The sequence below is a fragment of the Streptomyces sp. NPDC026522 genome (genome assembly GCF_055567555.1).
Genome location: NZ_JBVHQF010000009.1, coordinates 330678 through 352654 on the forward strand (window position 1 = coordinate 330678; position 21977 = coordinate 352654).

Genomic DNA, 21977 nt, shown 5'->3' on the forward strand with positions numbered 1-21977 from the left:
CCGTCCGGTCAGTCGGCGGCGGAGGCGGGCACGGGGACGACCGCGGGGGTCCCCCCCGGCTCGCACTCATGGGGGTGAGGCCGCCGTTCGCGGAGTTCCGCGATGGCGGTCTCGAAGTCTTCAAGGGTGTCGAACGCTTTGTACACGGATGCGAACCGCAGGTACGCGACCAGGTCGAGTTCCTGCAAGGGGCCGAGTATGGCCAGGCCCACGTCGTGGGTGGTCAGCTCGGCGCTCCCGGTGGCGCGCAGCGCCTCCTCGACCCGCTGGCCGAGCTTGGCGAGGGCGTCCTCGGTGACCGGCCGCCCCTGGCAGGCCTTGCGGACGCCAGAGATGACCTTGGAGCGGCTGAAGGGTTCGGTCACCCCGCTGCGCTTGATCACCATCAGCGAGGCCGTCTCCACCGTCGTGAAGCGACGGGAGCAGTCGGGGCACTGACGGCGCCGACGGATCGACGTGCCGTCGTCGGTGGTGCGGCTGTCGACGACCCGGCTGTCGGGGTGCCTGCAGAAGGGGCAGTGCATGGTTCCCTCACCCTCCCTCTTCGGCACGACTGATCACCTCACGACGCCCCTGAACGGCAGGAACGAGGCTCTGCCGGGGGCTCGTGAAGCAGCCACCAGCATATGCGATGCCTGGACCCTCAGCGGACCCGGGACCACAACTTCTGGGTGGCAGCGCTCATCCAACCACTAGATCTTGGGTTGTGGTGGATTTACGGCCCGCCGCGTGTCGCGCTGTCCGGTGGCCGGATACGGGGTCCGGCGGTGCCACACTGGGCGCGGGCCCGCACGACGGCGATCCGACCCGGAAGGGTACCGTAGGCGGCACGGGGACGGCCGAACCCGCGTTCGGTCAGACTGTCGGTCCATACACCTCTTGAAGTGCTCCAGGCAGACGATCTGCGATATTTCACTCGAACGTGTGTTTGGCGCAACCTTTCGAAAGCAACTACCGTTGTCCAGCTAGGGAGAACTTTTCGAGAGGGGCCGACGTGACCACGACCGCAGACAGTGCCACCATCACTGCCCAGAACCGCTCCCAGAGCCGACTTGAGCCGGTGCATGCCATGAACGACGCACGTCAGAACCCGGAGGCGGAGTCCCTGCGCCCCGCACGCTCGCTGCCCGGGCGACCTCCAGGCATCCGCGCCGACAGCTCCGGACTCACGGACCGGCAGCGGAGGGTCATCGAAGTCATCCGCGATTCGGTTCAGCGCCGGGGCTACCCGCCGTCAATGCGGGAGATCGGCCAGGCGGTCGGCCTGTCGAGCACGTCGTCGGTCGCCCATCAACTGATGGCCCTCGAACGCAAGGGTTTCCTGCGCCGCGACCCGCACCGCCCGCGCGCCTACGAGGTGCGCGGCTCGGACCAGCCCAGCTCGCAGCCCACGGACACCACCGGCAAGCCCGCCGCCTCGTACGTTCCCCTGGTCGGCCGGATCGCGGCCGGCGGCCCGATCCTCGCCGAGGAGTCGGTGGAGGACGTTTTCCCGCTCCCCCGCCAGCTGGTCGGGGACGGCGAACTCTTCGTACTCAAGGTCGTCGGCGACTCGATGATCGAAGCGGCGATCTGCGACGGCGACTGGGTCACCGTCCGCCGTCAGCCGGTCGCGGAGAACGGTGACATCGTCGCCGCGATGCTGGACGGCGAGGCCACCGTCAAGCGGTTCAAGCGCGAGGACGGCCACGTCTGGCTGCTCCCGCACAACTCCGCGTACCAGCCGATCCCCGGCGACGAGGCGACCATCCTCGGCAAGGTCGTCGCCGTGCTGCGCCGGGTCTGACGCCGGTCGCCCCGATCCAGCTCCGGGACCTCTGCGCCGGTCCCGGAGCTGCTTTGTGCCTTCACGCCCCTGCTGTGGGGGTCCAGCCGTACGTGCTTCGCGCCGTCAGCGCTACTTGCCGTCCGCCTGGGCCGAGGCGTCGATCGCGGCGAGCGAGCGGCGGACCTGGTTGCGGTCGGTGGTGTACCAGAAGTCGGGCAGCGTGGCGCGCAGGAAGGTCCCGTAGCGAGCCGTGGCCAGCCGCGGGTCGAGAACGGCGACGACACCCCGGTCACCGGTCGCCCGCACGAGCCGGCCCGCGCCCTGGGCCATCAGCAGGGCGGCGTGGGTGGCCGCGACCGCCATGAAGCCGTTGCCGCCGTGCTCCTCCACCGACTTCTGCCGGGCGCTCATCAGCGGGTCGTCGGGGCGGGGGAACGGGATCCGGTCCATGATCACCAGCTGGCAGCTGGGTCCGGGCACGTCGACTCCCTGCCACAGCGACAGCGTCCCGAAGAGACAGGTCTTCGGATCGGCCGCGAACGCCTTGATCAGCTCGCCCAGCGTCTCCTCTCCCTGGAGCAGGATCGGATGGTCCAGCCGCCCGCGCAGTTCCTCGGCGGCGGCCTTCGCACCGCGCATCGAGGAGAACAGTCCGAGGGTCCGGCCGCCGGCCGCCTCGATCAGCTCCGCGAGCTCGTCCATCATGTCGCCGCGGGTCCCCTCGCGGCCCGGGGTGGCCAGGTGCTTGGCGACGTAGAGGATGCCCTGCTTGGGGTAGTCGAACGGCGAGCCGACGTCCAGCCCCTTCCAGACCGGGACGTCGTCACCGGCCACGCCTTCCGGTGAGAGGCCGAGCGAGCCGGCGACGCCGTTGAAGTCGCCGCCGAGCTTGAGCGTCGCGGAGGTGAGGACCACCGAGCGGTCTTCGAACAGCTTCTCGCGCAGCAGGCCCGAGACCGAGAGGGGAGCGACGCGCAGGGTGGCGCCGAAACGGTCGTGGCGTTCGTACCAGACGACGTCGTACTCCGAGCCGAGCACGATCCGCTCCGCCACCGAGTGGACGCTCTCCACCGCCGCCAGGGCCTGCTTGCGGACGGCGTCCTCGTCCTGGACGGACTTGTCGCGGGTGGAACCGATCGTCGAGATCACATTGCGCGCCGCGTCCCGCAGGGACATCAGCGCGTACCCCAGGTCCTCGGGGACCTGCTCCAGCCGGCCGGGCAGGGCCAGTTCCATGACCCGTTCGAAGGACTCCGACGCGGTCTGCAGGGCGTCGGCGGTCTTCTCGTCGACGAGCTTGGCGGCGCGCTTGACGGCCCGGTTGACCTGTCCGGGGGTGAGTTCCCCGGTGGCGACCCCGGTGACGCGGGAGACCAGCTCGTGGGCCTCGTCCACGATCAGCACCTCGTGCTGGGGCAGCACGGGGGCGCCCTCGATCGCGTCGATCGCGAGCAGGGCGTGATTGGTGACGACGACGTCCGCGAGCTTGGCCCGCTCGCGGGCGGCCTCGGCGAAGCACTCGGCTCCGTAGGCGCATTTCGTCGCGCCCAGGCATTCACGGGAGGAGACCGAGATCTGCCCCCAGGCCTTGTCGGAGACACCGGGCGTCAGGTCGTCGCGGTCGCCGGTCTCGGTCTCGTCCGCCCAGTCCCGAAGGCGCAGCAGGTCCTGGCCCAGCTTGCTGGTCGGGGCGGCCGCTTCGAACTGGTCGAAGAGGCCCTCCTCCTCGTCCTGCGGCGCGCCCTCATGGAGGCGGTGCAGGCACAGGTAGTTGGAGCGGCCCTTGAGCATGGCGAACTGCGGGCGGCGGCGGAGCTGCGGATGCAGCGCCTCCACCGTCCGGGGCAGGTCGCGCTCGACGAGCTGCCGCTGGAGGGCCAGTGTCGCGGTGGCGACGACGACCCGTTCGCCGTGGGCGAGGGCCGGCACCAGGTAACCGAGGGATTTACCGGTGCCGGTGCCGGCCTGGATCAGCCGGTGGGAGTTCTCGTCGATCGCTTCGGCGACGGCTTCGGCCATGGCCACCTGGCCGGGCCGCTCCGTGCCGCCGACGGCGGAGACGGCGGCATGCAGCAGGTCGGGGAGGGAGGGCTTCGTCATAGCACTGCCAACCCTACGGGGCCGCACCGACAGGAGCCGCATCGCCGACGGATCACGGCCGGTGCAGGGGGTTCGGAACGGTCCCGTGGGTGACCGCGTGCGGGCGGTCCGGACGGTCCCGGTAGCCGTCCTCGTGGAGCCGGTTCCGGTTGAGGCAGAGCCGGTCGATCCGCTCTGTGAGCAGGTCGAACAGCTCGTAGCGGTCCTTGAGCTCGGGGAAGCGGGACTGGTGGCGGAGGATCTCCGCCCGTACGAGGGACCAGAACTCGGTCTCGGGAACTCCCATCCGGTCTTCGCAGATCGCGGACAGGTAGCGGAACACGCCGACGAACAGTCCGGAGTGGATGAACTGGGTGAGGTAGGCGGGCGGCTCCGACAGGAGTGCGGCGCGCACCTCGGGGGGCATCGCGTCGTGCTCGGGCAGCGGCTCCCGGCTGATGTTGACGTCGTCCACGAAGTCCTTCACCGCCAGCCGGACGGGGACGTCGCTCTCGTCGAAGATCACGATGGAGTTCTCGCCGTGCGGGGAGAAGACCGTGCCGTACCGGTAGAGGAAGTGGAGCAGCGGCGGCAGCAGGGCGGCGAAGAGCCGCTGGAGCCACACGGTCGGGGCCAGTCCGGAGCGGGCGACGAGCTCGGCCGTGAAGGACCGCCCGCGCGGGTCGGTGTGCAGGAGTGAGGCCAGGGTCCGGGCCCGCTCGCCGGGAGCGAGGCGACCGGTCAGGGGCTCGCGCCAGATCGCGCCGAGCAGTTCCTTGTACTGGTAGGGGACCTCGGGCAGCCGGTCGTAAACGGGGTGGCGGACGGTCACGGAGGCCACCTCGCCGAGGAGCACGACCCGGCACTCGTCGCGCAGGAACGGGTCCGTGTCACGGAGTGAGTGGATCCAGGCGGTGACGGCGGGGGCGGCGAGGGTCAGGTCGCAGGGCAGTCCGCGCCAGACCATGGTGTTGAGGACGGAGAGCGGCAGCTTGACGCTGTGCCGGTCGGGGCGGGTCAGGTTGAGGAAGGTGCGGATCGACTGCTGCGGCAGTCGTACGTCGGGATCCGCGGGCAGTGGTACGAGCGCGCCGGAGGCGAGGGCGGGTACGAAGAGCGGAAGCACTATCTCGTCCCACTGCCAGGGGTGCAGCGGGAGGTAGAGGTAGCCGCGGGGATCGAGGCCGCGGTCGCGCAGGGCCTGGTCGAAGGCGGCCCGGGTGACGGCGTCGAGCTCGGCGGAGTACAGGCGCGCGGGGTCTTCCATCCCGGCGGTTCCGCGGTACTCGGCCAGGGAGGTGTGGGCGGCGAGCCAGGGCAGCCGCTGGCGGGTGCGGGATTCGGGCGCCCAGGCGGCGGTGTCGGCGGCCGACATCCCGACACGGCCCTTGTTGAGCACGAGCCAGGGGTGGCCGGTCTGGTGGCCTTCGAGGTCGGCGTAGTCGAGGTCGGCGAGGACGTCGGCGGTGAGCGCGTGGTGGTCGAGGTGGGCGTCGGCGGACAGGGTGGCGCTGAGTTCCCGGACGAGGTGGCCCAGGGTCCCGCCGTCGAGGCCGAGGAGCGTGCGGGAGCGGATCAGGAACTCGAACGGGTCCCCGAAGGCGGTCGGGTCCTGGGTGGAGGGGGGCGGCGGGGTGAGGGTGATGGTGCCGGCGTCGACGTGCCAGCTGCCGTAGGAGCGACGGCGGGCACGGAAGCCGAGGCTGCTGCCGTCGTCCAGGGTGAGGCTCCAGGCGTCACCGGCGGCCGCGGGGGCCGGGAGGGGGGTGATGATCTCCTCGTACGCGAACTCCCCCAGCATCTTGGCGAGCAACCGGCTGGTGGCGGAACCCCAGGTCGCCCCGTTGATCTCGGGTGGAGTGCAGGGGTGCTGGGGTGAGGAGGCCACCGCCTCCGAGACGTGGGGGCCTGTGGAGCCTGAGGCGGCGGGGAAATTCGACACGGGACTCCTCGGGTAGCGGGAACTTCGGTCCACAGCGCGGAGTTTTGCAATTGCGGAAGCGTCGAGCGATGACGGTGCGAGGACTGCGGGGCGGCAATCAGAGGAGATTGCGCAGCGCCCGCTCACGGATCATCAGCGCGGCACGCTTCTCGGGGAGGTCGATTTCCGCGGAACAGCGGAAACCGGAGTTCAGGAAGGCTGATACGGAGGGGGTGTTACGGATGTCCGGTTCGGCGATCACGCGAGTGCAGCGTGGCCGGTTGTCGAACACCAGGTCGGCGACCGCGCGGAGCAGTGTGGTGCCCAAGCCTCGGCCGCGGTTCGTGCCGTCTCCGATCAGCAGGTGGATACCCGTGTCGTGGGGGCGCGCCGGGTAGTGGCGGGCGAGCGGGTCGAGGTCGGCCCGGTAGATCTCCCAGTAGCTCATCGGTGTGCCGTCGAGCAGGCCCAGGCAGGGGATGCTGCGGCCGTCGCTGTCGAGCTGTTCGCGCAGGTGGGCGGCCGTGACGGTGGCGGGACCGGCGAGTTCCCAGAAGGTGGCGACCTCAGGGTCGTTCATCCAGCGGGTCAGGAGTTCCAGGTCGCGGCGCGGTCGTACGGGTTCCAGGCGGAAGGTCCCGACCGGGGTGGCGGCGGCGCTCCAGGCAGCCGGGGAGTCGAGCAGGTCTGACTCGGCGAGCAACGGCAACCGCTGGGTGTTGAGCCGCGGTTGGGCCGTTGCCCCGATGACCGTGGCGGTGGCCGCGGCCGTGCGGGTGGGACCGATGGGGGTGCGGGTGGAGGGCATCGGGCTCTTCTCCGGGTCGGTGGGCGCGTCGGTCTTCCGGTCGTGCGGGCGTTCAGTCGTGAAGGGGATTGGTGACGGTGACGTAGACGGACTGCGTGTCGACGGGGCCGACGAGTTCGTCGAGGCCGCCCAGGCGGGTGAGCAGGTTCGCCTTGCAGCGCAGGGTGGGCGAATCGAGCAGCAGCGCGGGGAGCGGGCCGAGGCCGGACGCCTTGCCGAGGAATCTGCGGAAGGCGGCGAGCAGGACGCGTTCGTCGGCGAGGCGCTGCGATCCGAACGCTCCGATGAGACCGAAGACGTTGTTGATGCCGAGGTAGTAGGCGAAGCGTTCGTCGGTGACGGCGTCGGTGACGAAGGTGTCGCTGGTGGTGCCGATGCCGGGCAGCCTGGACTCCAGTTCCGCGCGGTGGGAGTCGCGGAAGTAGTAGCCCTGGTTGTCGCGGTAGCGGCCGCCGGCCGGCCAGCCGGCCGGGTCGAGGAGCACGAGGGTGTTCTGCTGGTGGGCTTCGAGGGCGATGCCCGCCAGCGCGTCGAGGCCGAGGACCGGCAGGACGACGTGGTCGAGGTAGCGCAGGAACCACTCTGCGGCGACGGCCTGGGTGGGGCGGCCGGTGGAGGCGGCGAGCCGGGAGACCGTCTCGGCGAGCCGACTGCTCATGGCCGTCCGGCCGGGCCGGGGGCGGGGAGCGGTGAGTGCGGCGATGCAGACGGCGTCGTCGCCCGAGCGGAAGGGGTTGTGGCGCAGCAGGGCGTCGAGTCCTTGGACGGGCGTGCCGTCGAGGGCGTCGACGGCGACCCAGGCGGGGTCGCGGACGATGTCGAAGCCGGGGTGGGCTGCCTGCCACTGTTCGGCGAGACCGGTGCGCAGCAGCCGGTGCACCTCGACCCCGCGGTGGAGTTCCTTGCGGAGGTTCTCGCGGCGGGAGTTGGTGATGCGCAGGCCGAGGGACAGCTTGAGCATCGCGGGCGCGCCGGGGCGGTGGACGGTGCGGACGGAGGAGGTGGGGTACCAGGGGTCGCCGTACGGGCCCAGGTCGGTGAGGAGTCCCGCGTCGCGCAGGGCGGCGACGGCGGGGCGGTCGAGCAGGTCGCGGGCCTGCCACGGGTGAAGGGGCAAGGGGGTGGTTCCGGCGGGCAGGGGCAGGCCGGGGGCGAGGCGGGTGAGGAGCTGGGCGGCGCGGACGGGTCGGCCGCGTTCGGTCCAGGCGGAGTCGGTGGCGAGCACGGAGGGGGCGACCGCGAACCAGTGCAGGGGGAAGGAGCCGTGGAGTTCGGGTGAGTAGCGGCGTACGTCGGCTTCCGAGAGTCCCTCGCGGCTCTTGGGGTCGGGCTGGAGGGGGTGACCGAGAAGGAGGGACTGTTCGGCGGTGAGGAAGCGGTCCGCGGCGACGGTGGCGGGCGCGGTGGGGCGTTGGCGCCGGTCGGCGATGAACTCGGTGGTGCGGCGGACCGAGTCGGCGACCCGCCCGACGAGGTCGGCGGCGCGGCCGGTGCCCTCGCGGGCGATGAGGGCGGCGAGGGTGACGGCGTCCAGGGCGGGGGCGTCGGCGGGGGCCCCTTCGAGGCGGGCGGGGGCGAAGCGGTGCCAGCCGGTCGGGGACCAGTGCCGGACGGCGACGAGCAGGGCCACACCGGATGCGGGGAGGGGGATGCGCAGCAGGGTGCCGACGGGCCCGTCGGGGCGGCCGATACCGCTTTCGCGGACCCAGCAGCGCAGCAGGTTCTCCACCGTCGCGGCCTCGGCGGCGATGCCGGGGTCGGGGTGGTCCAGCAGGTCGGGCAGGGCCGCCGGGTCGGGGCCGAGGAGACCGGTGCCGGCCGGCCGGGGCCGGAGGGTCGGCCGCTTCTGCCTGGGCACGCCGACCGCCGCGGGAGCGGCGGGCCGGTGCCGCTCGCCCGGCAGCATTGCCGCCTGGGCCTCGTGGGTGCCGGCGGGGGCGGGGGGCGGGCCCGGATGGGCGGCGGTACCAGGTGTGGCACCGCCTTCGGGCTGGGGCGCCTCGGCCGGGGCGGTGCCCGGCTCGTGTCCAGGTCCCTGATCGGGCGCCTGAACGGGGCCGAGGGCAACACCCACGGTCGGCTCGCCCCCGAAACCCGCGCCCTGGGCAGGGGCGGAGCCGCGGCCGGATTCCGAAGGCCTGCCCAGCGCGGGTCCGGGAGTCGGCGCGGCCCCCGGTGCCGGGCTGCCGCCCTGTCCCCCGCCCGCACCCACGCCCGCGCCCGCGAGCGGCGTGCCCGGCGTCTGCCCAGGGGCCGTGCCGGGGACGGGCCCAGCGCCCGGGGTGGCTGCGCGCGGTGGAGTGCCCGGCGCCCGCCCGGGGGCCGGAGCAGTGCCAGGGGTGGGGGCCGGACCGGGGGCCGAGGACGGGCAACCGCCCGAGACCCCGGCCGCATTCGCGCCCGGACCGGCACCAGGGTCCCGGGAAGCACCGAAGCCCGATGACATGCCCGGGGTGGTGCCGGCGGTGGGGGCCGCGCTCGGGGTGGGTGCCGGTGGTGGGCTCGCGCCCTGGTCCCCGGACGCGCTCGCCCCGGGGACCGGGGCGGCGCCGGGTCCCCGGGCGGCACCCGGACCCGGCGTCCGGGCAGAGGCGGGTCCCGGGCCGGGCTCCGGGTCCGGGGGTGGCGTGGCGTGGGCGGGGGTGGGGTCGGGCATCGGGAGTCCTTAGGTGGGTCAGCGGGGCCGGCGGGCGGCGGGGACGGCGTCGGTCAACCGGTCGAGGACGGCTCCGGCCTGCTCGTCGGTCAGCGTCAGCGGAGGCAACAGGCGTACGACGCCGGAGTGACGGCCGCCGAGTTCGACGATCAGGCCCCGGTCCAGGCACTCCTGGCGGACGGCCGCGGCGAGTTCCGGTGCGGCGGCCCCGGTGTCGGGGTCGACGACCTCGATGCCGAGCATCAGGCCGCGGCCCCGGACGTCCCCGACGCACGGCTGGTCGGCGGCGAGCTGCCGCAGCACCGTCAGCATCCGCTCCCCCAGCACGGCGGCCCGCTCTGCGAGTCCGTTGCGCCGGACGTAGGCCAGGGTCGCGGTCCCCGCCGCCATGGCCAGCTGGTTGCCCCGGAAGGTGCCGGCGTGGGCACCGGGCGCCCAGACGTCCAGCTCCGCCCGGTACACGATCACGGCCAGCGGCAGGCTGCCCCCGATCGCCTTGGACAGGACCATCACGTCGGGCACCACCCCGGCGTGGTCGACGCCCCAGAAGGCGCCGGTGCGCCCCACCCCCGTCTGCACCTCGTCGGCGATCAGCGGGATGCCCCGGGCGGTGGTGATCTCCCGCATCCGGCGCAGCCATCCGTCCGGCGCCGGGTGTACCCCGCCCTCGCCCTGGACCGGCTCGACGATCATTGCGGCGGGCGCCGGCACCCCGCCCTTGGGGTCGTCCAGCAGACTCTCCGTCCACCGCGCCGACAGCCGCTCCCCCTCGGCCCCGCCGACCCCGAACGGGCAACGGTGGTCCTGCGGGAACGGCAGCCGGGTGACCCGTACGTCACACGCCCCGCCCGAGACCTCCAGCGCCCCGGCCGTCATACCGTGGTACGCGCCGGTGAAGGCCAGCAGCCCCGAGCGCCCGGTGGCCGTACGCACCAGCTTGAGCGCGGCTTCGACCGCGTCCGTCCCGGCGGGCCCGCAGAACTGGATCCGGGCGTCCGCCGCCAGCGCGGGCGGCAGGTTCGCGAACAGCTCGGTGGTGAACGCGTCCTTGACCGGGGTCGCCAGGTCCAGCACGTGCAGCGGAGCCCCGGAGTCGAGCACTCCGCGGACGGCTTCGAGCACCACCGGGTGGTTGTGCCCCAACGCGAGCGTGCCCGCGCCGGAGAGGCAGTCGAGGTAGCGCCGCCCGTCGGCCCCCTCGATCGTCAGCCCCCGGGCGCGTACCGGGACGATGGGCAGCGAGCGCGCGTACGTCCGCGCGGCGGACTCCCGTAACGCCTGCCTGCGCAGGATGCTTTCGGCGGCGACCGGCATCCCGTTCCCCGCTTCCGGCACCTGCTGCACGGGCACCGGCCGGGCAGTGCCTTCGGCCGCCGCCGCGGTCTGTGCCTCGGCCTCGGCTGCGGCCGGCTCGGTCAAAGGCTCGCTCCACGCCACGAGTGTCGGTCCTCCCGCCCGGATCTCTCTTCCGGATTGCGTCTCGAACAGGAACGCTGCTCCCCTGTCCCCCGTACGTACCAACGACGGTGACGGCGGCGGATCACGGGTGGGCGGAAGATCCTTGCGCCGGTGAAGCCGACGGACGAGACGACGGGAACAGCCGAGGGCGGTGAGCCGGAACCGCGGCCCCGGCCTGTGTCGTCCTGAACCGCAGCGGCATAGTGGGGTGCTGTGCCCGGCGCGTGCGAACGGCGAGCCGGCCGCACCGCACCCCGTTCAACGCCTCGAACCACCAGGGGGACTTACGACATGCGACCGAACCGACCGGTCACCGCGACCCTGTGCGCGGCCGCGCTCCTGCTGACCGCCGCGGCCTGCGGACCCGGCGACGGTGAGGCCGGCGGCGACGCCAAGCCGACCGTGGCGGCCAGCCTGCCGTCCGGCGCCACCGACGGGATCACGATCCCGGACGACATCAAGGACAAGCTCAAGCAGCACGGCATCGACATGGAGAAGTGGAAGGGGGGTGCGTGGAAGAACTGGAAGCGGGAGGACTGGCTCCGCGAGGCGGGCGACTACATCAACCCGATCATCGAGGGCCTTTGGGACCCGGACCGGATGCGTGACGCCGACAAGACGCCGCAGCCCCCGGCCGTCGATCCGGACGCCGGCAAGGACCAGGGCGTCACCGACCCCACCCCCGTGCCGGTGGCCGCGAAGCAGGCGGCCGCTCCCTACCACGCGAACGTGCCGGTGTCCGGCAAGGTCTTCTTCGACGGGCCCGAGGGTTCGATGGTCTGCTCGGCGACCGTCGTCAAGGACCCGGCCCACCCCGGCAAGTCCAACCTGGTCTGGACGGCGGGCCACTGCGTGCACGCCGGCAAGGCCGGCGGCTGGTACCGCAACATCGCCTTCGTCCCGTCCTACAACAACGCGGGCAAGGCCGCGGCGGAGCTCAAGGGCGCGCCGCGGGACCAGGTGGCTCCGTACGGCGTGTGGTGGAGCGACTGGGCGCAGACCTCGGACCAGTGGATCGCGACCGGCGGCCCGACGGGCGGGGCGGGTGCCCCGTACGACTTCGCGGTGCTGCACGTGACGCCGGAGAAGGGCGCCGGCAAGTCCCTGGAGGAGACGGTCGGTTCGGCGCTCCCGGTGGAGTTCGCGGCTCCGGCGGTGCAGAAGGTCGCGAGCATCACGGCGACGGGTTACCCGGCGGCGGCCCCCTTCGACGGTCAGCGGGCGTTCCAGTGCACGGACCGGCCCGGCCGGCTGTCGCTGACCGCGGCCGCCCCGGTGATGTACCGCATCGGCTGCACGATGACCGGCGGTTCCTCGGGTGGCGGCTGGGTCGCCGCGGGCGCCGACGGGAAGCCGGCGCTGGTGTCGAACACGTCGATCGGCCCGGCGAAGGCCGGCTGGCTGGCTGGCCCGCGGTTCGGTCCTGAAGCCAAGGGCGTGTACACCGCGGTGAGCAACAAGTTCAAGTAGCCGCACGTGGTGAGGGCCCCCGCCTCGGGCGGGGGCCCTCATTCATGTCACGGCGTCGGGCCGGTCAGTGCTTCGCGGGCACGTACGGCGCCAGGTCCGCTGCCAGTTCCTGGTGCACCCGGGCCTTGAGCAGGGTGCCCTCCGGGGTGTGCTCCTCGGAGATCACCTCGCCCTCGGCGTGTGCCCGGGCGATCAGCGAGCCGCGGGTGTACGGCACCAGCGCCTCCACCTCGACCTCCGGCCGCGGCAGCTCGGTGTCGATGAGCGCGAGGAGTTCCTCGATGCCCATGCCGGTCCGGGCGGAGACGGCGATGGAGTGCCGCTCGATGCGCAGCAGGCGCTGGAGGACCAGCGGGTCCGCCGCGTCCGCCTTGTTGATCACCACGATCTCGGGCACGTTGACCGCGCCGACCTCGCGGATGACCTCGCGGACCGCCGCCAGCTGCTCCTCCGGGGCCGGGTGCGAGCCGTCCACGATGTGCAGGATGAGGTCGGAGTCGCCGACCTCCTCCATCGTGGAGCGGAACGCCTCGACCAGGTGGTGGGGCAGGTGCCGGACGAAACCGACGGTGTCGGCCAGGGTGTAGACCCGGCCGGAGGGGGTCTCGGCCCGGCGCACGGTCGGGTCGAGGGTGGCGAACAGCGCGTTCTCCACCAGGACGCCCGCGCCCGTGAGGCGGTTGAGGAGCGAGGACTTGCCCGCGTTGGTGTATCCGGCGATGGCGACCGAGGGCACCTTGTTGCGGCGCCGCTCCTGCCGCTTGATGTCGCGGCCGGTCTTCATCTCCGCGATCTCCCGGCGCATCTTCGCCATCTTCTCGCGGATCCGTCGCCGGTCGGTCTCGATCTTGGTCTCACCGGGGCCTCGGGTGGCCATGCCGCCACCGCCGCCGCCACCCATCTGCCGGGACAGCGACGCACCCCAGCCGCGCAGCCGCGGCAGCATGTACTGCATCTGCGCGAGCGCGACCTGCGCCTTGCCCTCTCGGGACTTGGCGTGCTGGGCGAAGATGTCGAGGATGAGGGCGGTCCGGTCGACCACCTTCACCTTGACGACGTCTTCGAGGGCGATGAGCTGGCCGGGGCTGAGCTCGCCGTCGCACACGACGGTGTCCGCGCCGCTCTCCATGACGATGTCGCGCAGTTCGCGCGCCTTGCCGGAACCGATGAAGGTGGCCGGGTCGGGCTTGTCGCGGCGCTGGATCACGCCGTCGAGTACGAGAGCACCTGCCGTCTCGGCGAGCGCCGCGAGCTCCGCGAGGGAGTTCTCGGCGTCGTCCACCGTGCCGGAGGTCCAGACGCCGACGAGTACGACGCGCTCCAGGCGGAGCTGTCGGTACTCGACCTCGGTGACGTCCTCTAGTTCGGTGGAGAGGCCGACGACGCGGCGCAGGGCCGCGCGCTCGGACCGCTCGAACTGGTCGCCGTCGCGGTCCCCGTCGATTTCGTGGCTCCAGGCGACGTCCTCTTCCATCAGGGCATCGGCCCGAAGGCTCTCGGTGAAGCTCGGCGAGTCCTGCACGTCCTGTGCGTCCCGCGCGTCCTGGGAAGGGGAAGAAGAGGAGGTCATTGGATCCTTACGTCGATTCGAATGCGTCCGCGGGCGGCCGCTGCCGGAGCTGCTGCCGTGCGTGACATGAAACGGTCGTGACATAGCACTGCCAGGTTCAACGTGTCACACCGCCCGGAGATTCCCGGAGCCGGGGGCCCGGAAGGCCCCGCGGACCGGCCCGTCGATGGTGACATGCCCGCTCGGCGCCCGTCACACGCTTTTCGGACGGACGGACCACTGCGGGGGCGCCGGCCCTCCCATCCGGGGCCCCCGCCCGTCTCAGGCCTTCTTCGCCGTCTCGGTCTTCTTCGCCGCCTGGGGCTTCGCCGCCGCGGCGGCGCTCCATTCCGGGTGTCCCGGCATGGGCGGGGTCGTCGTGCCGTACAGCCACGGCTCGAGGAAGGCCCCGAGGTCCCGTCCGGCCTCGCGTGAGGCCAGGCGTACGAAGTCCTCCGTGCCGGCCGTCGAGTCCGCGTTCTCGGCCACCCAGCGCCGCTCGACCCGGTCGAAGGCGTCGGCGCCGATCTCCTGGCGCAGGGCGTAGAGGATCAGCGCGGAGCCGTCGTAGACCACCGGCCGGAACAGACCGATCTTCTCTCCGGGCGGGGCCGCCTTGGGCGCCGCCGGGGGGCCGCCGGCCGCCCGCCACTGGTCGGAGCGCTGGTACGCCTCGCGCATGCGCCGCTCCAGGGAGTACGTGCCGAGGCCGTCCGCGTAGAGGGCCTCGTACCAGGTGGCGTGTCCTTCGTTGAGCCACAGGTCGGACCAGGTGCGCGGGGTCACGCTGTCGCCGAACCACTGGTGGGCCAGCTCGTGGACCATGACGGACTCGACGTACCACTGGGGGTAGGCGTTGGCCGCGAAGAGGCCGCTCTCGAAGAGCGAGAGGGTCTGGGTCTCCAGCTCGAAGCCGGTCCTGGCGCGTGCGATGAGCACGCCGTAGTTCTCGAAGGGGTAGCGCCCGACGTGCTTCTCCATCCAGGCGATGTGCCCGGGGGTCTTCTTGAGCCAGGGCTCCAGCCGCTGCCGGTCGGCGGCCGGTACCACGTCGCGCAGCGGCAGCCCGTGCGGGCCGGTGCGGGAGGGCACCACCGAGGAGCCGACCGAGACCTGGGCGAGTTCGGTCGCCATGGGGTGCGCGGTGCGGTAGGTCCAGGTGGTGGGCTGTCCGGAGCGCTCGGCCGGGAGGGTGGCGGGCAGTCCGTTGGCGACGGCCGTGAGGCCGGCCGGGGCGGTGATCCGGAAGGTGAAGAACGCCTTGTCGGAGGGGTGGTCGTTGCACGGGAAGACCCGGTGGGCGGCGTCGGCCTGGTTGGCCATGGCGAGCCCGTCCTCGGTGGTCACCCAGCCGCCGTCGTCGCGGCCGCGCGGGTCGCTGGTGTGCCGGACGACCACGCGTAGCGGCGTGTGGGCCGCCACCGGCCGGGCGGGGGTCAGTACGAGGTCCTCCCCGGCGCTCTCGAAGCGCGCGGGTTCCCCGTTGACCTCGGCCGACGCCACGGTGCCGTGGGTGAAGTCGAGGTTGACGCGGTCCAGGTCCGCCAGCGCCCGGGCGTCGATGACGGTGACCGCGTCGAGCGGGCTCCGGTTGTCCTTGTACGTGAAGGACAGGTCGTACGAGAGGACGTCGTAGCCGGGGTTGCCCAGCTCCGGGAAGAGGCGGTCGCCGATGCCGAGCGCCTTCGGGGGCGGCAGCACCGCGGCGACGAGGGTGAGGGAGGCCGCGGCGAGCAGCGCGGCGCGCAGGCGGGGGGAGGTGAGCTGCATCCACCACCGCTTACCAGTGCCCGGCGTCCCCTTGCGACCGGCGCGCGCCGGGGCCACCCGAACGAGGCGACCGGACCGTGGACCGGCCTACGGGCGGGACCGGCGGCGGCTACGCCCGGCTGACGTCGTACACGCCCGGTACGTCGCGCATGGCCCGCATCAGCGCCGGGAGTCCGGCCGCGTCGGGGAGCTGGAGGGTGTACGTGTGCCGGACCCGCTGTTCGACGGGCGGTTCCACGGTCGCGGAGACCACCTCGACCCCCTCGCGGGCGATCGCCTCGGTCAGGTCGGCCAGCAGGTGCGGGCGGCCGAACGATTCGGCGACCAGCGTGACGCGGCAGTCGGCGGTGGCCCGCCAGTGCACGGCGACCGAGGTGCGGCCCACGGCGCGCATCTGGGCCACGGCAGGGCAGTGGACCCGGTGCACGGTGACGGCCCCGCCCCGTACGACGAACCCGGCCACGGCGTCCGGCGGTACGGGGGTGCAGCAGCCGGCCAGCCGCACGTGCGCGTTCGGCAGGTCGGCGACGGCGTTGCCGCTGCCGCCGCGCGCGCCCACCACGGACAGGGGCGCCCGGGCGGCGGTGGTGGTGGCCGCTGCGCCGTCGGGGTGGGCTTCGAGCCAGCTGCTGATCGCGATCCGGGCGGCGGGGGTGGTGGCGTGCTCAAGCCAGTCGGCGGCCGGCCCGGAGGAGGAGTCCTGGGCCAGCAGCAGCTGCACGGTGTCGCCGTCGGACAGCCGGGAGGACAAGGAGGTGAGGCGCCCGTTGACGCGGGCGCCGATACAGCCGTGGGCCGCCTCGCCGTACTGGGCGTAGGCGGCGTCGATACAGCTGGCGCCGCCCGGCAGGGTCAGGGTGCGCGGCGAGGCGGCGGCGCCGTCCACCCCGAACACGGTGATCTCCCCGTCCTGGGCGAGTTCGGCGCGCAGGACCGTCCAGAAGGTGTCGGGGTCGGGCGCGGACTGCTGCCAGTCGAGGAGCCGGGACAGCCAGCCGGGGCGGGTGGGGTCGACCCGTTCCTCGTCGCAGTCGGCGGCTTCGCCGGTGGTGTACGGGTTGCCGAGGGCGACCACGCCGGCCTCCGCGACGCGGTGCATCTGCCGGGTGCGGACGATGACTTCGGCGACGTGCCCGTCGGGCGTGGCGACGGCGGTGTGCAGCGACTGGTACAGGTTGAACTTCGGGACGGCGATGAAGTCCTTGAACTCGGAGACCACCGGGGTGAAGCAGGTGTGCAGTTCGCCCAGCACCCCGTAGCAGTCGGCGTTCTCGGCGACCAGGACGAGGATGCGCCCGAAGTCGGAGCCGCGCAGCTCGCCGCGTTTTCGGGAGATGCGGTGGACGGATACGAAGTGCCGTGGGCGGACCACCACTTCGGCGGCGATGCCGGCGTCGCGCAGGACGGCGCGTACGGAGTCGGCGATGGCGGGCAGCGGATCGTTCTCGCCCGTGTGGGCGGCGATGAGCGCGCGGGTCCGCTCGTACTCCTCGGGGTGCAGGATGGCGAAGACCAGGTCTTCCAGCTCGGTCTTGAGGGCCTGTACGCCGAGCCGTTCGGCGAGCGGGATGAGGACGTCGCGCGTGACCTTGGCGATGCGCGCCTGCTTGTCGGGGCGCATCACGCCGAGGGTGCGCATGTTGTGGAGCCGGTCGGCGAGTTTGATGGACATGACGCGGACGTCGTTGCCGGTGGCGACGAGCATCTTGCGGAAGGTCTCGGGCTCGGCGGCGGCCCCGTAGTCGATCTTCTCCACCTTGGTGACGCCGTCGACGATGAAGCAGACCTCGTCGCCGAACTCCTCGCGGACCTGATCGAGGGTCACCTCGGTGTCCTCGACGGTGTCGTGGAGCAGGGACGCCGTCAACGTGGTGGTCTCCGCGCCGAGTTCGGCGAGGATGAGGGTGACGGCGAGCGGGTGTGTGATGTACGGCTCACCGCTCTTGCGCATCTGGCCGCGGTGGGAGGTCTCCGCGAGGAGGTACGCGCGCCGCAGAATGGACAGGTCGGCGTCCGGATGGTGGGCACGGTGGGCTTCCGCGACGTGCCCGATGGCGTCGGGGAGCCGGTCGCGGGACGGTGGGCCGAGCAGGGCGGCGCGTCCGAGCCGGCGCAGGTCAAGCCTGGTCCGGCTCCGTCTGCGCAGCTCAGGGCGCGCTTCGGGATGTGCTTCGGGGTTCGTGGCCTCTGCACTCATGGGAACCTCCGGCGGCTTCGACCGGCGGTGGTGGGCATGGGGTGAGCCCTCAGGGCCGGTGCCTGATGTTACCGACCCCACCACGTGGCGCAGTCCACCTCTCGCACAGCGTGAAACGGATCACCCATTAGAGGGAAGCTTCAGGCGAAAGCCGTTTCGGTGAGCCAGGCCGCTTCGAACTCTCCGGAGGCCACGATGACGGCCGGTCCGGTCATGTCGATCCGCCCGTCGGGGTGTTCGGTGATCAGGAGCGTGCCGCCGGGGAGGTCGACGGTGTACGTGACCGGCCGGCCGGTGCGGGCCGGGTCGACGCCGTCCCGCCGGATGGCGGCCACGGCGACGGCGCAGGCGCCGGTGCCGCAGGAGCGGGTCTCGCCGGAGCCGCGCTCGTGCACGCGCATGGCGACGTGCCGGGGGCCGCGGTCGACGACGAACTCGACATTGACCCCCGTGGGGTAGGCGGACGTCGGGCTGAACGGCGGGGCGGTGAGCAGGTTCCCGGCGTCGTCGAGGCTTTCAACGAACGCCACGGCGTGCGGGTTCCCCATGTTCACGTTCCGCGCGGGCCAGGTCCGCTCGCCGACGGAGACGGTGACCTCGCCCTCGGGCAGTTCGGCGCGGCCCATGGACACGGTCACCTCGCCGGTCTTGTCGAGGTGCACGTGCTTGACGCCGCCGCGCGTGGCGACGGCGAGGTCGCCGGGCTCCACGTGACCGGCGTGCTGGAGGTAGCGGGCGAAGACGCGCACACCGTTGCCGCACATCTCGGCGACGGAGCCGTCGCTGTTGCGGTAGTCCATGAACCATTCGGCTTCGTCGGCCAGGTGCGCCGCCTCGGGGTGGGCGGCGGACCGCACCACGTGCAGCACTCCGTCCGCGCCGATGCCGGCCCGCCGGTCGCAGAGCTTGGCGACAGCACCCGCGGGCAGCTCGATGGCGTTGTCCGGGTCCGGGACGATCACGAAGTCGTTCTCGGTTCCGTGGCCCTTGAGGAAGGAGAGGGTGCTGTGCGTCACGAGCCCATCGTAAGGGACGGGCACTAACGCAGCCGGGCCACCCGGTAGGCGGCCAGGGCTACGACGGCCAGCGCGACCAGCGCGTACAGCGCGACCATGCGCCAGTCGGGGCCGCGCCCGCTGCCCCGCGGCGGGACCCCGGGCAGGGAGTAGCCGACCCGGCGCGCGGCCATCATTCCCCAGCCGCCGGCGCAGCAGCTGATGAGGAAGCCGAGCATGGCGACCACGGCTCCGCCGTCACCGAACTCGAAGGCGAGGGGGAAGGCGAACATGAGCGAGCCGGCGGCGGCCAGCATCACGATCGGGGTGATCTGCCAGATGCGCAGGCGGCGCTGCGGACGCAGTTCGACCTCGAACTCGGGGCCGGTGGCCCCCTCGGCCGCGGTGTCCGGCGCGTCGGGGCCGTCCGGCGTCAGCCGTGCGGGGTCGGCGGGCAGCCCGAGCGCGACGGGACCGTCGGGTCCGGCCGGCTGCGGTTGCGGTTCCTGTCGGGGTACCGGCCCGGAGGCAGGCTCCGGCGCGGGCCCGGCAGACTCCGCGGTCCCGCGGTGAAGCATCGGGTCCGCTTCCCGTCCGGTGTCGTCCCGCCCAGTGTCACGAGGGCCGGCCTCCATAGCCACGCGCCCTCCCCACTCGGACTTCGTACGCCGCTGTTCAGCAGTTTGATGATGGCACGGTCCAGAGGCCGAGACGGGCGCACGGGGCTTCCCGATGCCATCACGTGATCAGGCTGTGACCGCTCGTTCGACCAACGACTGCGCGAGTCCGGCGAGTTCCCCCCGGTCCACGGCGGCTCCGCTGAGCCAGTGCACGCGCGGGTCCCGGCGGAACCAGGAGTCCTGGCGGCGGGCGAAGCGCTTGGTGGCGCGGACGGTCTCGGCCCTCGCCTCGTCCTCGGTGCACTCGCCGGCCAGGGCGGCCAGCACCTGCTGGTACCCGAGCGCGCGGGAGGCGGTGATCCCGTCGCGCAGCCCCCGCGCCTCCAGCGACCGGACCTCCTCGACCAGCCCGGCCTCCCACATCCGGTCCACCCGCAGGGCGATCCGCTCGTCCAGCTCCGGCCTGGCCACGTCGACGCCGATCTGGACGGTCTCGTAGACGGATTCGTGGCCGGGCAGGTTGGCGGTGTACGGCTGCCCGGTGATCTCGATGACCTCCAGGGCCCGTACGATCCGGCGGCCGTTGCTGGGCAGGATCGCGTGGGCGGCGTCCGGGTCGGTGGCGGCCAGCCGGGCGTGCAGGGCGCCGGGGCCGCGCAGGGTGAGCTCGTCCTCCAGCCGGGCCCGGACGGCCGGGTCGGTGCCGGGGAACTCCATCGCGTCGAGCGCGGCACGGACGTACAGCCCGGAGCCTCCGACGAGGACCGGGGTGCGGCCCTCGGCGAGCAGTTTGTCGATCTCGGCGCGGGCGAGGCGCTGGTACTCGGCGACGCTCGCGGTCTCGGTGACGTCCCACACGTCGAGGAGGTGGTGCGGAACGCCGCCGCGTTCCTCCGGCGTCAGCTTGGCGGTGCCGATGTCCATCCCACGGTAGAGCTGCATGGAGTCGGCGTTGACGACCTCCCCGCCGAAGTGGTGGGCCAGGGCTACGCCCAGGTCGGACTTTCCGGCCGCGGTGGGACCGACGACGGCGATGACCCGCGGGGCGGGGGCTGCATTCCTCACTGCCCCAGTCTCGCAAACCTTGCGGCGGATCCCCGATCGAGTGACGTGACGGGACGCGACCGGAGTCGTTGCCTTGGCGGGGTTCCGGGCCCGGTGCGCCCGGGGGAGGCCGGTCCGGCCGAGGCGGAACTCCACACGCACGAGTAACGTTTATGGGAGTAGACATGGGTGTTTTTGGCCGGTTTTTTGGCCGTAAGGATCAGGGTTCGACCGAAGAGGTGGTTCCCGAGGGCCTGACGGCTACGCCCGAGGAAGCGGAGGCCGATGCGGAGGGTCCGGCGGCGGAGGCCGTGGAGATCCCGAAGCAGCAGTCGGTGGAGGCCGCCGCGGACAGCGAGACCGGCGAGGGCGCCCGTACGTAGCTACCGGCAATGGAAGGTGACCCATGGGCCTCCTGGACAATCTGAAGGCCAAGCTCGCACCGGCGAAGGACAAGGTCGGCGAACTCGCACAGCAGCACGAGGGCAGGATCGGCGAGGGTCTGGACAAGGTGGCCAAGGTCGTGGACTCCAAGACCAAGGGCAAGTACAGCGACCAGATCACTGGCGGCGCGAGCAAGGCCAAGGGCGCCCTGGGCAAGATCGCCCACAAGGACGGTCCCGGCGGGCCGACGCCGCCGGCGGCTGCCTGACGCGGTCGGTGAAGGGGTGCGGGGTCCGGTGGGATCCCGCACCCCTTCCGCGTGCCCGGTGCCGGGCGGTGTCAGGACCAGGCGGCGACGAAGTACCCCACCCCGTACGGGGCGTCCTCGTACAGCAGCCGCCCGTCGAGCCCCGCGCCCTCGGCGGCGCCCGCGAGGACCTGCCAGGACGCGCGGCCGGCGGCCTTGAGTTCGGCGGCGAGCGTGACGTCGAGAGCGGCGAGGGCCGCGGTGTCGGCCGCCGCGAGGGCCGTCGCCGCGGCGGCGTCAAAGGCCTCGGCCCGCTCGTCCAGGTAGCCCGGCGCCTTCAAGGTCCGGCAGGCGCTGCCGTCCCCCATGACGAGCAGGGCGACCCTCTCCTCCCGGGCGGCGAGGTCCCGGCCCGCGCGCAGTGCCTCTCCGGTCCCCAGGGACTCCGCCACTGCGAGCCCCTCGACGGGCGCGGCGCCCCAGCGGGCGTGATCCAGCAGCCAGGCGCCGACGGCCAGGGCGGCCGGGAGGGTGTGAGTCCCGTCCTCCGGGCCCGCGCCGAGCCGTACTTCGGCGTCGACGCCGAAGCCGTGGAAGCCGCCCCGGGAGCCCGGGGGGTACGGGCCGGTCTGCCCGGGCCCGGCGGCGCCCACGACGACCAGCAGGCCGGGGCGGGACGCGGCGAGCACGGCGAGCGCGTCGGAGCAGGCGGTACGGGCGGCGTCGAGTTCGACGGCGGCCCCCGCGGCGACCTCCGGCACGAGGAGGGGCGGGGCGGGGCAGACGGCGGCGGCTACGAGCATGAGCCGCAGCCTAGCCGTCGCCGGGCGGGACGGGGGTGGGTCGGCCGTACTCCGGCCGGAGCCTGCGCCTGTGCCTGCGCCGGGGCGGTTCGACTGCGGCGCCGCGGCGCGAGCGGCCCCGGCTGCGCCGGGGTTTCCGGGGCTCCGCCCCGGACCCTCCCCCAGACTCCGTCCGGGGCCCCCACGCCTCAAACGCCGGCGGGCTGAT

17 protein-coding genes are annotated in these 21977 nt (G+C 72.8%); 4 read left to right on the forward strand and 13 right to left on the reverse strand.

What is annotated here, in order from left to right; all coding sequences use genetic code 11:
* Positions 1 to 8: 8 nt before the first annotated feature.
* On the reverse strand, positions 9 to 524 hold the full coding sequence (gene nrdR, locus ACZ4M3_RS24385; protein ID WP_467736049.1) for a transcriptional regulator NrdR: 516 nt from the start codon (positions 522 to 524) through the stop codon (positions 9 to 11).
* 470 nt (positions 525 to 994) lie between these two features.
* Between nrdR and lexA the strand changes: the two genes are divergently transcribed.
* Positions 995 to 1786 carry a transcriptional repressor LexA gene (lexA, locus tag ACZ4M3_RS24390; protein WP_467735927.1) on the forward strand — a complete coding sequence of 264 codons (792 nt, stop codon included), beginning with the start codon at positions 995 to 997 and terminating at the stop codon, positions 1784 to 1786.
* Between the two features lie 111 nt (positions 1787 to 1897).
* Here lexA and ACZ4M3_RS24395 read toward each other — a convergent pair whose 3' ends face one another.
* The 5 genes from ACZ4M3_RS24395 to ACZ4M3_RS24415 form a co-directional block, all read right to left on the reverse strand.
* On the reverse strand, positions 1898 to 3868 hold the full coding sequence (locus ACZ4M3_RS24395; protein ID WP_467735929.1) for an ATP-dependent DNA helicase: 1971 nt from the start codon (positions 3866 to 3868) through the stop codon (positions 1898 to 1900).
* A gap of 52 nt (positions 3869 to 3920) precedes the next feature.
* Positions 3921 to 5789, reverse strand: coding sequence for an IucA/IucC family protein (locus ACZ4M3_RS24400; RefSeq protein WP_467735931.1), 1869 nt, complete (start codon positions 5787 to 5789; stop codon positions 3921 to 3923).
* A gap of 97 nt (positions 5790 to 5886) precedes the next feature.
* Entirely contained in the window at positions 5887 to 6576 is a 690-nt protein-coding gene (locus ACZ4M3_RS24405; protein ID WP_467735933.1) for a GNAT family N-acetyltransferase, read from the reverse strand.
* A 52-nt stretch (positions 6577 to 6628) separates the two neighbouring features.
* On the reverse strand, positions 6629 to 8482 hold the full coding sequence (locus ACZ4M3_RS24410; RefSeq protein WP_467735935.1) for an IucA/IucC family protein: 1854 nt from the start codon (positions 8480 to 8482) through the stop codon (positions 6629 to 6631).
* Between the two features lie 768 nt (positions 8483 to 9250).
* Positions 9251 to 10651: a diaminobutyrate--2-oxoglutarate transaminase family protein gene (locus ACZ4M3_RS24415; protein ID WP_467735937.1), complete on the reverse strand. Its 1401-nt coding sequence runs from the start codon at positions 10649 to 10651 to the stop codon at positions 9251 to 9253.
* A 330-nt stretch (positions 10652 to 10981) separates the two neighbouring features.
* On the opposite strand from ACZ4M3_RS24415, the gene ACZ4M3_RS24420 reads away from it, so the two are divergent.
* Positions 10982 to 12160: a trypsin-like serine peptidase gene (locus tag ACZ4M3_RS24420; protein WP_467735939.1), complete on the forward strand. Its 1179-nt coding sequence runs from the start codon at positions 10982 to 10984 to the stop codon at positions 12158 to 12160.
* 64 nt (positions 12161 to 12224) lie between these two features.
* On the opposite strand, the gene hflX is transcribed toward ACZ4M3_RS24420, so the two are convergent.
* The 6 genes from hflX to miaA form a co-directional block, all read right to left on the reverse strand.
* Positions 12225 to 13730, reverse strand: coding sequence for a GTPase HflX (hflX, locus tag ACZ4M3_RS24425; protein ID WP_453354324.1), 1506 nt, complete (start codon positions 13728 to 13730; stop codon positions 12225 to 12227).
* Positions 13731 to 13991: 261 nt separating this feature from the next.
* Positions 13992 to 15479: a M1 family metallopeptidase gene (locus tag ACZ4M3_RS24430; protein ID WP_467735941.1), complete on the reverse strand. Its 1488-nt coding sequence runs from the start codon at positions 15477 to 15479 to the stop codon at positions 13992 to 13994.
* Positions 15480 to 15588: 109 nt separating this feature from the next.
* Entirely contained in the window at positions 15589 to 17676 is a 2088-nt protein-coding gene (locus ACZ4M3_RS24435) for a RelA/SpoT family protein (protein ID WP_467735943.1), read from the reverse strand.
* A gap of 140 nt (positions 17677 to 17816) precedes the next feature.
* Positions 17817 to 18692 carry a diaminopimelate epimerase gene (dapF, locus tag ACZ4M3_RS24440; RefSeq protein WP_467735945.1) on the reverse strand — a complete coding sequence of 292 codons (876 nt, stop codon included), beginning with the start codon at positions 18690 to 18692 and terminating at the stop codon, positions 17817 to 17819.
* Positions 18693 to 18715: 23 nt separating this feature from the next.
* Positions 18716 to 19312, reverse strand: a complete 597-nt coding sequence (locus ACZ4M3_RS24445) for a hypothetical protein (RefSeq protein ID WP_467735947.1) — start codon at positions 19310 to 19312, stop codon at positions 18716 to 18718.
* A 105-nt stretch (positions 19313 to 19417) separates the two neighbouring features.
* Positions 19418 to 20356 carry a tRNA (adenosine(37)-N6)-dimethylallyltransferase MiaA gene (miaA, locus tag ACZ4M3_RS24450; protein WP_467735949.1) on the reverse strand — a complete coding sequence of 313 codons (939 nt, stop codon included), beginning with the start codon at positions 20354 to 20356 and terminating at the stop codon, positions 19418 to 19420.
* Positions 20357 to 20574: 218 nt separating this feature from the next.
* Here miaA and ACZ4M3_RS24455 point away from each other — a divergent pair, with 218 nt between their 5' ends.
* Positions 20575 to 20718, forward strand: a complete 144-nt coding sequence (locus ACZ4M3_RS24455; protein ID WP_467735951.1) for a hypothetical protein — start codon at positions 20575 to 20577, stop codon at positions 20716 to 20718.
* A gap of 23 nt (positions 20719 to 20741) precedes the next feature.
* Positions 20742 to 20987 carry an antitoxin gene (locus ACZ4M3_RS24460; RefSeq protein WP_467735953.1) on the forward strand — a complete coding sequence of 82 codons (246 nt, stop codon included), beginning with the start codon at positions 20742 to 20744 and terminating at the stop codon, positions 20985 to 20987.
* A 71-nt stretch (positions 20988 to 21058) separates the two neighbouring features.
* On the opposite strand, the gene ACZ4M3_RS24465 is transcribed toward ACZ4M3_RS24460, so the two are convergent.
* Positions 21059 to 21769, reverse strand: coding sequence for a class III extradiol dioxygenase subunit B-like domain-containing protein (locus tag ACZ4M3_RS24465; RefSeq protein WP_467735955.1), 711 nt, complete (start codon positions 21767 to 21769; stop codon positions 21059 to 21061).
* Positions 21770 to 21977: the final 208 nt, after the last annotated feature.

Excerpts from the sequence above, each read along its gene's own strand:
- nrdR (WP_467736049.1), bottom strand. The coding sequence starts at position 524 with ATGCACTGCCCCTTCTGCAGGCACCCCGACAGCCGGGTCGTCGACAGC.
- ACZ4M3_RS24405 (WP_467735933.1), bottom strand. The coding sequence starts at position 6,576 with ATGCCCTCCACCCGCACCCCCATCGGTCCCACCCGCACGGCCGCGGCC.
- ACZ4M3_RS24420 (WP_467735939.1), top strand. The coding sequence starts at position 10,982 with ATGCGACCGAACCGACCGGTCACCGCGACCCTGTGCGCGGCCGCGCTC.
- ACZ4M3_RS24435 (WP_467735943.1), bottom strand. The coding sequence starts at position 17,676 with ATGAGTGCAGAGGCCACGAACCCCGAAGCACATCCCGAAGCGCGCCCT.
- ACZ4M3_RS24465 (WP_467735955.1), bottom strand. The coding sequence starts at position 21,769 with ATGCTCGTAGCCGCCGCCGTCTGCCCCGCCCCGCCCCTCCTCGTGCCG.
- ACZ4M3_RS24395 (WP_467735929.1), bottom strand. The coding sequence starts at position 3,868 with ATGACGAAGCCCTCCCTCCCCGACCTGCTGCATGCCGCCGTCTCCGCC.
- ACZ4M3_RS24410 (WP_467735935.1), bottom strand. The coding sequence starts at position 8,482 with ATGCTGCCGGGCGAGCGGCACCGGCCCGCCGCTCCCGCGGCGGTCGGC.
- ACZ4M3_RS24460 (WP_467735953.1), top strand. The coding sequence starts at position 20,742 with ATGGGCCTCCTGGACAATCTGAAGGCCAAGCTCGCACCGGCGAAGGAC.
- hflX (WP_453354324.1), bottom strand. The coding sequence starts at position 13,730 with ATGACCTCCTCTTCTTCCCCTTCCCAGGACGCGCGGGACGCACAGGAC.
- ACZ4M3_RS24430 (WP_467735941.1), bottom strand. The coding sequence starts at position 15,479 with ATGCAGCTCACCTCCCCCCGCCTGCGCGCCGCGCTGCTCGCCGCGGCC.